The 13,116-nt window shown below is 71.9% G+C and carries 12 protein-coding genes, 1 tRNA gene and 1 pseudogene; 6 read left to right on the top strand and 8 right to left on the bottom strand.

Annotated elements, in window-relative coordinates; translation table 11 throughout:
* Positions 1–4: 4 nt before the first annotated feature.
* From OERS_RS02720 to OERS_RS02710, 3 genes are read right to left on the bottom strand one after another with little or no spacing between them, the layout of a single operon-like run.
* On the bottom strand, positions 5–868 hold the full coding sequence (locus tag OERS_RS02720) for a carbohydrate kinase family protein (protein WP_068624252.1): 864 nt from the start codon (positions 866–868) through the stop codon (positions 5–7).
* 11 nt (positions 869–879) lie between these two features.
* Positions 880–2,790, bottom strand: coding sequence for an ABC transporter ATP-binding protein (locus OERS_RS02715; protein ID WP_068624250.1), 1,911 nt, complete (start codon positions 2,788–2,790; stop codon positions 880–882).
* 45 nt (positions 2,791–2,835) lie between these two features.
* On the bottom strand, positions 2,836–3,456 hold the full coding sequence (locus OERS_RS02710; protein ID WP_068624248.1) for a GNAT family N-acetyltransferase: 621 nt from the start codon (positions 3,454–3,456) through the stop codon (positions 2,836–2,838).
* Between the two features lie 191 nt (positions 3,457–3,647).
* On the opposite strand from OERS_RS02710, the gene OERS_RS21415 reads away from it, so the two are divergent.
* Both OERS_RS21415 and OERS_RS02705 read left to right on the top strand, forming a co-directional pair.
* The gene (locus OERS_RS21415; RefSeq protein WP_157516306.1) at positions 3,648–3,803 is read left to right on the top strand and encodes a hypothetical protein; all 156 of its coding nucleotides are present in this window, start codon (positions 3,648–3,650) and stop codon (positions 3,801–3,803) included.
* 117 nt (positions 3,804–3,920) lie between these two features.
* Positions 3,921–4,607: a PAS and ANTAR domain-containing protein gene (locus OERS_RS02705; protein ID WP_231907610.1), complete on the top strand. Its 687-nt coding sequence runs from the start codon at positions 3,921–3,923 to the stop codon at positions 4,605–4,607.
* 179 nt (positions 4,608–4,786) lie between these two features.
* Here OERS_RS02705 and OERS_RS02700 read toward each other — a convergent pair.
* The 3 genes from OERS_RS02700 to OERS_RS02690 all read right to left on the bottom strand — a co-directional run bounded on the left by OERS_RS02700 (position 4,787) and on the right by OERS_RS02690 (position 7,123).
* A tRNA-Ala gene (locus tag OERS_RS02700) sits at positions 4,787–4,862 on the bottom strand.
* Between the two features lie 77 nt (positions 4,863–4,939).
* Complete coding sequence (locus OERS_RS02695) at positions 4,940–6,391, bottom strand: hypothetical protein (RefSeq protein ID WP_068624243.1); 1,452 nt, start codon at positions 6,389–6,391, stop codon at positions 4,940–4,942.
* A gap of 108 nt (positions 6,392–6,499) precedes the next feature.
* A complete protein-coding gene (locus tag OERS_RS02690) occupies positions 6,500–7,123 on the bottom strand; it encodes a GNAT family N-acetyltransferase (protein WP_056761332.1) in 624 nt (207 codons plus the stop codon).
* Positions 7,124–7,399: 276 nt separating this feature from the next.
* Here OERS_RS02690 and OERS_RS02685 point away from each other — a divergent pair, with 276 nt between their 5' ends.
* Entirely contained in the window at positions 7,400–8,038 is a 639-nt protein-coding gene (locus OERS_RS02685) for a 5-formyltetrahydrofolate cyclo-ligase (protein ID WP_056645528.1), read from the top strand.
* Positions 8,039–8,191: 153 nt separating this feature from the next.
* Here OERS_RS02685 and OERS_RS02680 read toward each other — a convergent pair whose 3' ends face one another.
* Positions 8,192–10,894, bottom strand: a complete 2,703-nt coding sequence (locus tag OERS_RS02680) for a penicillin acylase family protein (RefSeq protein WP_083201169.1) — start codon at positions 10,892–10,894, stop codon at positions 8,192–8,194.
* Positions 10,895–11,053: 159 nt separating this feature from the next.
* Here OERS_RS02680 and OERS_RS22345 point away from each other — a divergent pair.
* Positions 11,054–11,194: pseudogene (locus OERS_RS22345) on the top strand (FmdB family zinc ribbon protein); the annotation flags it as partial.
* Positions 11,195–11,208: 14 nt separating this feature from the next.
* Here OERS_RS22345 and OERS_RS22340 read toward each other — a convergent pair.
* The gene (locus tag OERS_RS22340) at positions 11,209–11,433 is read right to left on the bottom strand and encodes a hypothetical protein (protein WP_068624241.1); all 225 of its coding nucleotides are present in this window, start codon (positions 11,431–11,433) and stop codon (positions 11,209–11,211) included.
* Positions 11,434–11,611: 178 nt separating this feature from the next.
* On the opposite strand from OERS_RS22340, the gene OERS_RS02670 reads away from it, so the two are divergent.
* Positions 11,612–12,211, top strand: a complete 600-nt coding sequence (locus OERS_RS02670; protein ID WP_169834183.1) for an SAF domain-containing protein — start codon at positions 11,612–11,614, stop codon at positions 12,209–12,211.
* Between the two features lie 184 nt (positions 12,212–12,395).
* The gene (gene mscL, locus OERS_RS02665; protein WP_068624237.1) at positions 12,396–12,842 is read left to right on the top strand and encodes a large conductance mechanosensitive channel protein MscL; all 447 of its coding nucleotides are present in this window, start codon (positions 12,396–12,398) and stop codon (positions 12,840–12,842) included.
* Positions 12,843–13,116: the final 274 nt, after the last annotated feature.

Genomic DNA, 13,116 nt, shown 5'->3' with positions numbered 1-13,116 from the left:
GCGCTCAGACCGACGGCGCGAGGTCCGGGCTCTGGACGCACAGCGCCCCGCGGGCAGCACCCGCGCGCAACGCCTCGACGACCGTCGCTCCTGACAGGTACGCGTCGAGGAACCCCGCGAAGAACGCGTCCCCCGCCCCGTTGGTGTCCACGACGCGCTCGACCGCCACGGCAGGCACGTCGAACCACTCGCCGTCCGCCGTCAGGGCGCTCGCTCCCCGGGCTCCGTGCGTGCAGACCACGAGCCGCGCGCCGGCCGCCACCCGCTGCTCCATGAACGCGCGATATCCCGGCAGCCGGTCCGAGCTGAGGAAGAGGAACGTCGCGGCGTCGAGGAACTCGCGGTGGAACGTGGCCTCGCCGTCGTAGTCGTGCACGTCGCACCACACGTCCTTGCCCAGTCGTCGGGACTCGCGCAGCAGCGGCAGCGCCGGGACCGCGAGGTCGATCACGACCGCCGGGGCGGCGCTCAGCGCCGCGACCGCGGCCTCCCAGGTCTCGCCACGAGGCACGTCGCCCGGGGCCTGGAGGTAGATCGACAGCCGCTCGCCCGCGCCACCCATGAGGTTCAGGTGCCGCTCGGTCCGGCCGTCCGGGGCCGGTTCCACGAGGAGCGCGACCCCCGCCCTGCGCAGGACGTCCTCGACACGGGGAGCGACGTCGTCGGACCCCAGGACCGTGCGCAGCGTGACCGCGCGCCCCAGCGCGCGCAGGTTGAGCGCCTTGCCCGCCGACGTGCCGCCCACCGTGGCGAGGTGGCGCTGCGCGAAGAGCGTCTGCGAGCGGGGCTCGGGCAGGGTGTCGAGGTAGACGAGCTCGTTCCACGACACGGGGCCGGCGACGAAGACCGGGGCGGGCTGATGTTCCATGCCGCCCGACGCTACCCGTCGTCTCCCGCCGCGACGGTCGGCTCGGGCGCGGGGCGCTCCGGCGCGTCGACGCCGGTCCCTGGAGCACCCTGCTCGCGGTCCCGGTCCGAGAGCTGGGCCTCGAACATCGTGTAGTACCTGCCTCGCAGGGCCACGAGCTCGGCGTGCGTCCCCTGCTCGGCGACCACGCCGTCGGCGAGCATGTAGATCACGTCGGCCTTCTCGATGGTCGCGAGCCGGTGGCTGATCGCGATGATGGTGCGCGACCTGTCCGCGAACAGGCGACGGAAGATGTGCGCCTCGGCCAGGGCGTCGATCGCCGACGTCGGCTCGTCCATGATGACCACGGGCGCGGCCCGGTAGAAGTTCCGCGCGAGCGCGAGGCGCTGCCACTGACCGCCCGAGAGCTGTGTGCCGCGCTTGCGGCTACCCTTCTCTTCCATCCAGTTGCTCAGGTACGAGTCGATCCCGCGCGGGAGCTTCTCGAGGAACTCCTTGGCCTCGGCGTCGTGCGCGGCGGCCAGCGCGCGCTCACGGCTGGGCGGGTCCTCGATGTCGCCGTACTGGATGTTCTCGAGCGCCGTCGCGAAGTCGTACTTGAGGTAGTCCTGCTGGAGCACCGCGAGCTGCTCGTGCCAGGAGTTCACGTCGAGCTCCTGGAGGTCCACGCCGTCGAGCCGGACCGCTCCCGTCGTGGGCGCGTAGAGGCCCACGAGGATCTTGACGAGCGTCGACTTGCCCGCGCCGTTCTCGCCGACGATCGCGACGTGCCACCCACGGTGGATGGTCAGCGACACCCCCTTGAGGACGTCGACGTCGGAGCCCGTGTAGCGGAACGTGACGTCCTCGACCGCGATGGTCTCCGGTGCCGCGGCGAGCTGACGTTCACGCTCGCCCCGCACGGGCAGCGCCATGAACGCCTCGTAGTCGAACAGGTTCGCGAGGTCCTCGTCGATGCTGCTGAGCGAGTCCACCAGTCCGTTCGCGCTGTCCAGCGCACGCGACACGACCTGCTGGACCAGCACGAACTGCCCCACGGGCTGGGCCTGGAGCACGATCTGGCGCACGACCCAGACCAGGGCCGTGACCTCGGCCGCCGCCTGGAGGCCGTCGCCCAGGAGCTGCTTGGGGATGTACGTCTTCTCGAACTCCATGCGACGCTTCTCGTCCTCGTCGCGCAGGTCCCGGCGCAGCCCCAGCAGGTGGCGGACCATGCCGTAGACGCGCAGCTCGGAGATGTACTGGGGCTGGAGCAGGCCGCGCTCGATCATGCCGCGCCGACGCCGCACCTCGATGTGGGAGTTCCAGTGCGCGATCTGGGCCCGGGACAGCTTGAACTGCAGGTACACGCTCGGCAGGATCGCGACGAGCACGATCAGCGCGATCCACCAGCTCACGAAGAACAGCGTCACGACCGACAGGACGACCGAGACGACCTGCGTGAAGATCGTGGCGAGCCGGTCCAGCACGCGGGGGTACGCCTCGGAGAACCGCTTGGCGCGGTCGAACAGGTCGACCGTCTCCTTGTCGTCGTAGCGCCAGAACTCGAGCGACATGAAGCGCTCGAACATCATGTCGGAGACCTTGGCGCCCACCTTGTACTGCATCGAACGCTGGATGTAGCGGTCCACGCTGTTGAACGCGACCATGAACAGCCCCAGGGCCGCCGTGACGATCACGTACACGATCGCCCGGTTGCCCGCGCCGTCGGTGCCCGCGTACGCGTCCGCGAGAGCCGTCGTGGTCAGCGCCGCGAAGAACGTCGTCACGAGCGGGAGCGCGGCCGCCACGATCGACCCGACCACCTTCATGGTCACCGCGAGCGGCGACGTGCGCGCCGAGAGCCGGACGATCTCCGACAGGGCGCGGACGTACTGGGCGGGCTCGAGCTTCTTGGGCCGGACAGCGCCCTCGGTCGTCATCCGACCATCGTAGGAACCGGCGAGCGGATCGGCCTGGGCTGCGGCTCAGGCCTCGTACTGGGCGGGCAGCAGCCTCGGGGCGTCGGTCTGGCCCTGCAGACCGTTGAGCACGAAGAACCGGTGCCCCGGCTCGGGCGTCACGACCGGGCGGAGCGTCCGCCCGTCGGCGAGTGTCACGAGCCGGTCCGACGCGAGCATCTCGTCGACGCCCCCGACGCGGAACCCGAGCCGGTCCCAGAAGCCCGCGGCCTCGGGCGGCGTCTGGCCGTAGAGCGTCGAGACCCCCGCGGCACGCGCCTGCTCGACGACCTTGCGGACCAGGTAGGAGCCCAGCCCGGCGCCCGAGCGCTCGTCCGCGACCGCGATCGCGTTGAGGCACCACCACGGCTCCGCGACGCCGGCCTGCTCGTCGAGCGCGGCGTCGACCCAGGCGAACGCGACGACGTGCTCGTCGCGGGAGTCCGAGCCCTGCTCGCGCAGCACCGGGAAGTACCGGTCCCGCGGGTGGAAGCCCGGCCCGAACCGGTAGGTGGTGCTCCAGAGCTCCTCGTCGTGCAGGTGGGGCATGGAGGGCAGGCGTGCACGCGAGAGGTCCGCCAGCCCGGGGCCGTCGTGGTGGCACCCGATGGCGAGCGCGAGGGAGTCAGGAAGGAACGGCTCGGTCATCCCGCGACAGTACCCGAGCGGGGGCCGCGGGCTGCGGTCGGGTCCTGGGCGGGGGCGTCCCCACAGCGCTCGGCGGGAGGTCCTCGAGCGGTCTTGACCGGATGTCACGATCCGCTAACATTCCGGACTGGCACTCGGTGCCGTGGTGCAGATGTTCCTTGTCGTCCGATGCATGAAGGGGGTCAGCGAGCGTGTCCAGGACTCGAGGCTGGAAGCAGGATCAGCTGTGCGCTCTGTGCGGCGGCGTGGTGCTGGTCGAGTGGAGCATGCAGGTGCCGGAGGCTCCTGGGGAGTCGGTGGACGGGGTGGCTGTGGGGTTCGACGCCGCGGGCCACGAGTTCATCTGATCGGCGAGGCCGGTTCGTCGGCAGCGACCCGGTCAGGACAGGCTCAGAGGCGCGGCGACAGGATCCCGCCAGGAGTCTGGAAGTAGGCCCTTCGCTTCCCTGCACCTAGGAGTTGAGATGACGACTTCGTACAACGTGGCTCGCCCTCTTGATGCGGACCTCATGGAGGTTCTGCTCGCTGGGACTCCTCAGCCGGTCGGCCAGTTCGTCCTGACCGTGCGCACCGGCGAGTGGTGGTGGTCCGACGGGCTCTATGCGATGCACGGCTTCGAGCCCGGCGGCGTCGTTCCCACCACCGGTCTCATGCTCGCGCACAAGCACCCCGACGACCGATCGCGCGTGGAGTCGGTCCTTGCGCAGGCGTGCTCGTCCGGAGAGCCGTTCGCGTGCGTGCACCGCATCCTCGACGCGAACGGGCACACGCGCACGCTCGGCGTCGTCGGCCGTGGTCGCAAGGAGAACGAGACCGGGGAGGTGGTCCAGGTCTCCGGCTACTTCGTGGACCTGACCATCACCCAGCGCACGCTCGCCCAGCGTGAGGCGACCGAGTCGATCAGAGCGTCTGCCGAGAGTCGGGCCGTGATCGAGCAGGCCAAGGGAGCGGTCATGACGGTCTACGGGATGACCGAGAACGAAGCCTTCGACCTCCTGCGCCATCACTCGAACGTCACCAACGAATCGCTGCGCAGCCTCGCACGCCGCCTCATGGAGAGCATCGCCGAAGGGAGCGACGTGAGCTCTCCGACGCCGGGCGACCTGGACCTGTTCTTCGAGGCCCCGCCTGCGCCGGCCGATCCCGCCTAGGACCAAAGAGGCCACGGCAGCGGCGCCCGTCGCCACCTGCGCAGCTCGATCACCAAGACGACGACGGCGCCGACATCGATGGCGACCATCGCGCCACCACGCGCGTGGTGGTCGTCTCCGCCATGGCCGACCAGACGAACGACGAAGGCCCGGAACCGTGAGGTTCCGGGCCTTGTGCCTGGTGGAGCTAGGGGGATTCGAACCCCCGACCTTCTCATTGCGAACGAGACGCGCTACCAACTGCGCCATAGCCCCAGAACGAGGTCAACATTAACACCTGACCAGCGCACTTCGACAAATCCGCTCCCCCGGCGGGGTGAGCGGCCCGCGGGCTACTGCCCCGAGACGCGTCGGCGAGCCAGGATCTCGTTGAGGTCCAGGCCCAGCGTCTCGGTCCGGGGCTTCTTCTCGTCCCCGGGGGCGGGCGACGGCACGGGCTGGTCGCCCTGAGGAGCCCCGACGCCCGACGGCGTGCCCTCCGACTCCGCGGACCGCGGAGGGGCCGGGTTCGGCTGGGCGGGCGAGGCGGTCGGGACGGCCACCTGGACGGGCGGCACACCCGTCTCCTGAGCCGTGGGCTTCATGGTGTACGTCGGACGCGGCACGGGCACCGGGTCCCACGCTGCGCCGATCTCCGCCTCGGGAGTCTCCGGACGACCAACGGGCACGACCGGGGTCGGTGCCGACGCCGGGGAGGTCGGCGCCGCGGCAGAGCCGACGTGACCAGGGGCGCCGGGTGCCGTCCCCGCACGGGGAGCGGTACCGGTCTGCTCCGCCGCGGAGCCTTCCGAGCCCGTCGAGCGATCGCGGTCGTCGAACAGGTCGCCGCCGCTCGCGCCCGTCCGGGGCCGTGCTTGGTCGGGCTCCGTCGAGGACTCGACGCGCGCGGTCGACCCGGTCGCCGGGCGCTGGTCCCTGCCGCGCGCGGCGCCACGGGCCAGGTCCTCGGCGGTCACGCGCGGGATCATCTGGGTGCTCGTCTGCGAGGAGCGCACCGCGTGCCCCGTGACGCGCGAGGGGTGGACGTTGCGCGGCGCGACCGGGCTGCCCGCGACGGGCCCCCGGGCGGCGCGGGCGGCGTCGCGCGCAGCCGTGCGGCGGTCCGCATGCCAGGTGGCGTCGGCCCGCTTCCCGGCGAGCGCCGCCTGGCGGCCCAGGACGAGGACGAGGACGAGGACCGCCGTCGGGCCTGCTGCGGCGTACCACGGCACCAGCCCGTACCCGAAGGCCACCCACGCCCCTACGCTCGCGAGGAGCAGCACGACCGTCAGCGCCAGACGACGGCGCGCGGCCTTGGCGCGGCGTTCCAGCATCGCGATGCGCGACGGGGACGCGGCCTTGCGCGGGGGGAAGGGGTCGTCGAACCCTCCACCGGCCGGCTGGCGGCGCGGTGGGATGCTCGGGCGAGGATCGCTCGCGCGGACGTCTGTCTCCATGGTCTGCGGCTCCTCCTCCGACGATGGCCGGCGGTCGGTGGTGACCCCGGTCGTGACCTGCAGGACGCGTGACGTCGACCCGGACGCGTCGGACGCCCTCGACATCAGGGCGACGTCCGGCTCGCTGACCGGGACCGGGCCCAGGAGCAACGAACGCCCCTCGCCCGACGACGCGTGCTCCGCGCCCTCCCCCGGTGCCCCGCGCCGACGTCCCGAGACGACCGCGAGGACCCGCAAGGACCCCGAGAACCTGTCCTCGACCCGGGCGTCCTGCAGCTGCTGGCGCTGCTTGACCCGGTGGGGGACGTAGTAGGCGAACCACAGGACGAACAGCGCAAGGACCGCCACGCCTCCTGAGCCCGTCGTCGAATCCACATCCCGACCGTAGGCGAGGCCCCTCGCGGTCGACCGGACGCCGGACGGCGTGTCGGTCCTTTTCGCGGTCGCGTCCGTGCGCTAGGAGGCCGAGCGCCGTGTCTCCTGCCACCGCGCGAGCAGACCGTCGGGGACCTCCTCGGCCGTGATCGCGAAGGTCCGGTGGTCGCACCACTGCCCCTGGATGTGCAGGTATCTCTCGCGCAGCCCCTCGTCGCGCAGCCCGAGCTTCTCGACGACCCGGATGCTGGGACCGTTCTCCGGGCGGATGTTGATCTCGATGCGGTGCAGGCCCAGCACCTGGAAGCAGTAGTCCGTGCTCATGGCGACCGCGGTCGGGATCACCCCGCGCCCCGCGACGTGCTCACCGACCCAGTAACCGATGCTCGCCGAGCAGAGCGACCCGTAGGTGATGCTCGAGACCGTGAGCTGACCGACCAGCTCGCCGTCGAGCTCGACCGCGAACGGCAACGACGTCCCCGCGCGCGCCTGGGCGGCGAGGATGCGCGCGTACTCGCCGAACGTCGGCGGGCCGCCGGCCCCCGTGCCGGGTCGGGGCGAGGTCGCCTCCCAGCGTTCGAGCCAGGACGCGTTGCGGGCCCGCAGCGTCATCCAGTCGTGGCCGTCACGACGGTGCAGCGGGCGCAGCACCACGCTGCCGTCGACCGCGTCCTCGCGCAGCGTGACCGGCCAGGGCTTCGACATGCTCCATGCTCGTGCGATCTTGTTGGTCATCCTCGTGCGCCCATCGATCATCCGTTCCCGGCAGCAGAGCCCGAGACGTCCTGCCTCCGAGCACCAGGATCACTGACGTGAGGCCCGGTGGACAGGGTGTATCACGATCTGGCGCACCGACGATAGCGCCGCGCGCCGAGTCACGCACCACACCCGTCGGCACGCGAGCCCCCACGTCCCGGACCCTTTCCGTCCGACGACGGGACCCCGGACACTTCTTGCCCGAACCTTTGCGACAATAGGCGCATGAGTGGCCCGGTTCAGCCCTACCCCTTGCACGGAAGCATCGAACCCGAGGACGCGAAGGAGATCCTCCGAAAAGCCATCCGCACCGCCCGATCCACGCGTAGCGAGAGGCGCCGCGACGAAGCGGCCGTCGCTATCGCGGACGTGATCGAGACCATCCCCGAGGTCCTGTCGGCCCGCTGCGTCGCGACCTACGCCGCACGCCCCACGGAGCCCGGCACGACCGCGATGCTCGACCGCCTCGCCGCGCGCGGCGTCCGGGTCCTGCTCCCCGTGCTCGGCGCGGGACTGCAGCGCGACTGGGCCGAGTACGCGGGCTCGCACGACCTGCGCGAGCGCGCCCCTGGCCGCCCGCCCGAGCCGAGCGGACCTGCGCTGGGCGCGGCCGCGCTCGTCGACGCCGACGTCGTCATCGCGCCGGCGCTCGCCGTCGACACGCGCGGTGTCCGGCTGGGCCAGGGCGGCGGCTGGTACGACAGGGCCCTGGAGCACATGCGCCCCGGCACCAAGGTGATCGCCGTGGTCTTCCCCGACGAGGTCTACGACGCCGACGAGCGTCCGCTCCCCCTCGAGAAGCACGACCGGACGATCGACGGAGTCGCGACCCCGCAGGGATGGCGCTGGCTCGTCCAGGACTGACCCCGCACCTCCCCGACGACGAAGGGGCCGGTCCGGGCGCATCGCGCCCGGACCGGCCCCTTCGTCGTGCTCAGCCGGCCGCCCACCGGGGTGGGCCGGGCGGGCGGGTGCGTGGCGCCGTCGGGCAGCAGGTGCCCGACGGCGGCGCGCCCGTCACGGGACGAGGCGGAGCTCGTCCTTCGTCTGGTCGGCGACGGCCGAGACCGAGAACGGCCACGCGTACGTCTCGCCCGCGGCCCACGTGCCCAGCTGGTCCTCGTAGTGCTTCGACGCCGGGTGGCCCGAGACGCCCGTCACGGTGACCCAGGTCGAGGAGTCCAGGTCGTCGAGGTCGACGACCATGCGCATCGACGGGCCCGAGGTGACCTCGAAGTTCCCCGACGCGGCGTCCCACGACGTGGCGTTGACGATCGAGGACCCGCCCGGCATGCTCACCGTGCGCGGGTTCATGTACGCGCGGACGACGCCCGGGACGGCGTCGTTGTCCAGGACGAGGTGCCCCAGGGACAGCGTGTGCAGCTTGCCCCACTCCCAGTCGGTCGTCTTCTTGGAGAGCTCGGTCGTGAGGTCGAGGCGGGCCGAGACGAGCGCCTGGTTGAGGACCTCGTCGCGGGTCTCGACGACGCTCACGGTCTGCCGGTCGTCCCAGAACGCGTTGGTCTCGTCCAGGAGCATGTTCTGGACCACGGCGAGCCAGCGGCTGCCGCCTGCGGGGCGGATCTCCTCGGGCAGGTCGTCCCAGAAGGTGATCTCGAGCAGGTTGCGCCAGACGGCCGCGAAGTACGCCGCAGCCGCGGAGTCCTTGTCCATCGAGCCGTCCCAGTCGGCCAGCAGGTCCTGGCCCTCGGCCGCGAAGTCGTTGCGGACGCCCTTGCTGTTCTCGATGTCCTGGTCGAGCAGCGACGGGAGCAGGGCGTCGGCGAACGGGCTCCAGTCGTCGTTCTGGATGGTGTTCATCATCGCGACGTCGACCTTGCGGCCCGAGTCGATCTCGGTCTGCAGGAGCGTCCGGATGCGCTGCGAACGGTAGCCGTAGTCCCAGTCCGTCGTGAGGAACGGGGTGGTCCCGGCGGGCAGCACGGCCTGGTTCGCCGCGACGATGAAGCCCTCCTCGGGGTCGACGACCCCCGGCATCTGGGCAGCGGGCACGTAGCCCGTCCAGTCGAAGCGCTCGTCCCAGCCCGGGCGGGGCCAGGTACCGTCCGAGGGCACCGGTCCCTCGACGACCTCGCGCACCGGGATCCTGCCCGGGGCCTGGTAGCCGATGTGGCCGTCGGTCGTCGCGAACACGACGTTCTGCGCGGGTACCTCGAAGAGTGCGGCGGCCTCGCGCATGTCGTCGGCGCTCGCCGCGAGGTCGAACGCGAAGACCGCGTCGGCCGTGCGGCCGGGCTCGAGCGCGGTCCACTGGAGCGCGACCTCGTAGTCCCCGAGCGGGGTGCCCTCGGTGGGGGCCTCCGCGACCTTGTCCAGGGGCAGCACGGTCGAGACGATCGGGCCGTGGAGCGTCGACGAGACCTCGAGCTCGACGTCCTGTCCCCCGTTGACCTTGATGGTCTCCGTGCGGGTCTCGAGCGGGACCCAGTCGTCGCCCCGCAGGTACGTCTCGTCGCGGACGCGCTCGATGAAGAAGTCGGTGACGTCCGCGCCCATGTTGGTCAGGCCCCAGGCGACGTCGGCGTTGTGACCGATGATGACGCCCGGGAACCCGGCGAACGAGAAGCCCGCGACGTCGAACCCGCACGAGGGGCTCACGGTGTTGCAGTGGAGCCCGACCTGGGCCCAGACCCCGGGGGCCTGGAGCGCGAGGTGCGGGTCGTTCGCCAGGAGCGGCTTGCCGCTCTCGGTGTGCTCGCCCGAGACGGCCCAGGAGTTGGAGCCCGTCCCCTCGCCACGCCCGACGAGGACCGGGACGGCTGCGAGCGCACGGTCGGCGGCGCCGACCGCGGACTGGAGCTCGCTGCCCCCGAGGGTCGGCATGTAGCTCGTCTGCTCGACGTCCTCGACGTCGACCTCGGCCGGGGCGGTCGCCGTCGGGACCTCGGCGGGGTCGAGGATGGGGAGGTTCACGTCCGACAGGTAGGCCGGGAAGAGCGTCCCCACGCGGGCGACGTCCTGCGCGACGCGGGCCGGGTCCTCGGTGCCCGTCCCGCCGCCGGCGAAGCTGCCGTAGGCGATGGCGCGCTCGAGCTCGTCGTCGTAGTTGCCGCGCAGGTCCCAGGCCATGGCCTTGAGCCAGGCGAGCGAGTCGATCGGGTCCCACGGCTCGGGGTCGGCCACGCTCACGCTCGTCCCGAGCACGGTGTACTCGAGCGCGATCTCGCTCGGGTCCCGGTCCTCGAGGTACGCGTTCACGCCGTCCGCGTACGCCTGGAGGTAGGCCTTGGTCTCGGGAGCGACGATCTTCCACTCCTCCTCGGCGACGAGGCGCCAGCCGAAGGTGCGGGTGACCTTGTCCGCGTCGATCGCCTCCTTGCTGTCCCCGACCAGCTCTGCCAGGCGACCGGACGTGACGTGGCGGCGGTAGTCCATCTCGAAGAACCGGTCCTGCGCCTGGACGTAGCCCTGCGCGCGGAACAGGTCCTCGGGGGTGTCGGCGTAGATCTGCGGCACGCCCTGGGCGTCGCGGAGCACGCTGACCTCGCCGTCCAGGCCGGGGACCGTGAGGGTGCCGTCGGTCTGCGGGAGGGGGCGGCGGACCGTGACGAACGCGAAGATCGACACCCCGACGAGCAGCACGACCAGCAGCGCGGCGATCGCGATCGTGGCCCGGCGGGCTCGGGAACCTCCCCGTCGGGACGTGTGGGCGGGCGGCGACGGGTCGCCGTGGACTCCGGCAGGGACTTCAGCAGACACGGTGCGAGACTACCCCGGGCGGGCCAGGCGTATGATTAGCACTCAGAAGCCCCGAGTGCCAGTCCGGCCCTGCCTCCGAGCGGGCGCCGGGCACCCGGTCCAGGCTCGCGCCCGGCCCGCGACGACCGCACTCCCCCCGCGACCTCTTGAGGAGAGACCGTGCCCACCTACGCGTACACGTGCACTGCCTGCGGCCACGCCTTCGACATCCACCAGGCGTTCACCGACGATGCTCTGACGGTGTGCCCGGAGTGCGGCGGACGCCTGCGCAAGGTCTTCTCGTCGGTCGGCGTGACCTTCAAGGGCTCGGGCTTCTACCGGACGGACTCGCGGTCCTCGAAGTCGTCCAGCATGGGAGCCGGCAGCGCGTCGACCACGCCCTCCGCGGGGTCCAAGTCGTCGGACTCGTCGAGCAGCGGCTCGTCGTCGAGCGGTTCTTCGTCGAGCGGCTCGACGGGCACGTCCTCGTCGAGCGGGACGTCGGGTTCGTCGAGCTCGTCGGGCTCCTCCGCGAGCTGACGCGCCTCCAGGCCGTCCACAGGCCGTGGGCGGCGCGGTCCGTCCACAGATAGCCCAGTGGCGGTGCACGACCCCCGCCGGGCGCCCTACGGTCGCGCCATGCCTCCTGCCTCAGAACGCTCCCGGCGCACGTCCCGGCCGCGGTCCTCAGCTGCCCGACGGCGCCTGCACGCCCTCGCGTGGCGGTCACGTCCCGTCGTGGTCGCCGTGGGATGCGGCCTCGTGGCCGCGGTCGTCGTGGGCAGGGTGAGCCCACCACCCCCCGAGACCAGCCCCGTGGTGGTCGCCGCCCGGGACGTCGGTGCCGGGGTCGTGCTGACCGGACGCGACCTCCGGGTCGAGGACGTCGCGTCGTCGCTCGCACCGCAGGTCTCCCTGACCAGGGTGAGCGACGCCGTCGGGCGCACGACGTCCGTCGCACTCCCGCGCGGGCAGACCGTCTCCCCCTCGCTCGTGACCGCGGGCGAGCTCGCGGCGTCCGCCCCCGCCGGGACGGTCGTGGCACCGGTGCGGCTGGCCGACCCGGCCGTGGCGACCATGCTGGGCCCCGGGGACCGGGTGGACCTCCTGGTCGCCGCGTCCGGTGGCGACGAGTCCTCTGACGGGGCGCCCGGCACGTACGTCGCGCGACGTGCGCTCGTGCTGGCCGGGGCCCTCGCCAAGGAGCCCGCGGGCGGGCTTCTCGGCGGCGACACCGCCGAGAGCGGCGTGACGCTGGTGGCCGTGCTGCCCGAGGAAGCGGCGTCGCTCGCGGGGCTCGGCCAGTGGGGCGGACTGTCGGCCGTGCTGGTGCCGTAGTGGCGGGTGGCGGCCGCGGTCGTGCCCCCGCCGGCGGCGGTGCCCGGACGCGCGGCGCGCCGGACGTCCAGATGCGCGACCACCCGAGCATGGAAAGATCACGTCAGGACAAACCTGCCGGCCGGACGCCGCCGAGACCTCGGCGCGCAGACCGGGTCTGCGCCCCTCTCGAAAGGACCCTGGCATGAAGAACGTGTTCAACGGCTTCAAGGAGTTCGTGCTCCGCGGCAACGCGATCGACCTGGCGGTCGGCGTCGTGATCGGCGGGGCGTTCACGCTCGTCGTGACGTCGATCGTCGACGGCCTCATCAACCCGCTCGTCGCCGCCATCTTCGGGAAGCCGGACCTGACGGGTGTCCTGAACTTCAGCATCAACGGTGCCGACTTCAGCATCGGTCTCATCCTCGACGCGCTCTTCAAGTTCCTGTGCGTCGCCGCTGCGCTCTACTTCGTCATCGTCATGCCCATGAACCACCTGGCATCGATGCGCAAGACGGGTGAGCAGGCCGAGCCCGAGGCGCCGGCCGAGGACGTCCTGGTCCTCCAGGAGATCCGCGACCTGCTCGCGGCGCAGAACGCACGCGGCGCCGGCCCGGGTTCCGGTCCGGTCGACGGGCCCGGCATCCGCTGAGGTTCGTGCTCGCGCCCTCAAGGCGGCGGCCGCGTGCCGCCGACCTCACCTCCGGGTAGAGGAGGGTGGTGTTTCTGCGTAGCCACCACAATCGTGGTGGCTACGCAGAAACAACACCGCCCCCTGGCAACACCGACCCACCGGCGCGGCCCGCAAGAGCGCCGGCCCGACCGGGCAGCCCGCCGAGCAGCGGACGACTCAGGACCAGTGCGGCGGGACGTCTCGCAGAAGCTCGGCGTCGTGACTGCTCTCCGCAGCCCCCGGGCGCGCGTCG

This window comes from Oerskovia enterophila (genome assembly GCF_001692445.1).
Lineage (GTDB): Bacteria > Actinomycetota > Actinomycetes > Actinomycetales > Cellulomonadaceae > Oerskovia > Oerskovia enterophila.
This window is presented reverse-complemented; position numbering and strand designations above follow the sequence as displayed.

Bases quoted from the DNA above. Each gene is read 5' to 3' on its own strand.
- OERS_RS02720 (WP_068624252.1), bottom strand. From the start codon at position 868: ATGGAACATCAGCCCGCCCCGGTCTTCGTCGCCGGCCCCGTGTCGTGG.
- OERS_RS02715 (WP_068624250.1), bottom strand. From the start codon at position 2,790: ATGACGACCGAGGGCGCTGTCCGGCCCAAGAAGCTCGAGCCCGCCCAG.
- OERS_RS02710 (WP_068624248.1), bottom strand. From the start codon at position 3,456: ATGACCGAGCCGTTCCTTCCTGACTCCCTCGCGCTCGCCATCGGGTGC.
- OERS_RS02705 (WP_231907610.1), top strand. From the start codon at position 3,921: ATGACGACTTCGTACAACGTGGCTCGCCCTCTTGATGCGGACCTCATG.
- OERS_RS02690 (WP_056761332.1), bottom strand. From the start codon at position 7,123: ATGTCGAAGCCCTGGCCGGTCACGCTGCGCGAGGACGCGGTCGACGGC.
- OERS_RS02685 (WP_056645528.1), top strand. From the start codon at position 7,400: ATGAGTGGCCCGGTTCAGCCCTACCCCTTGCACGGAAGCATCGAACCC.
- mscL (WP_068624237.1), top strand. From the start codon at position 12,396: ATGAAGAACGTGTTCAACGGCTTCAAGGAGTTCGTGCTCCGCGGCAAC.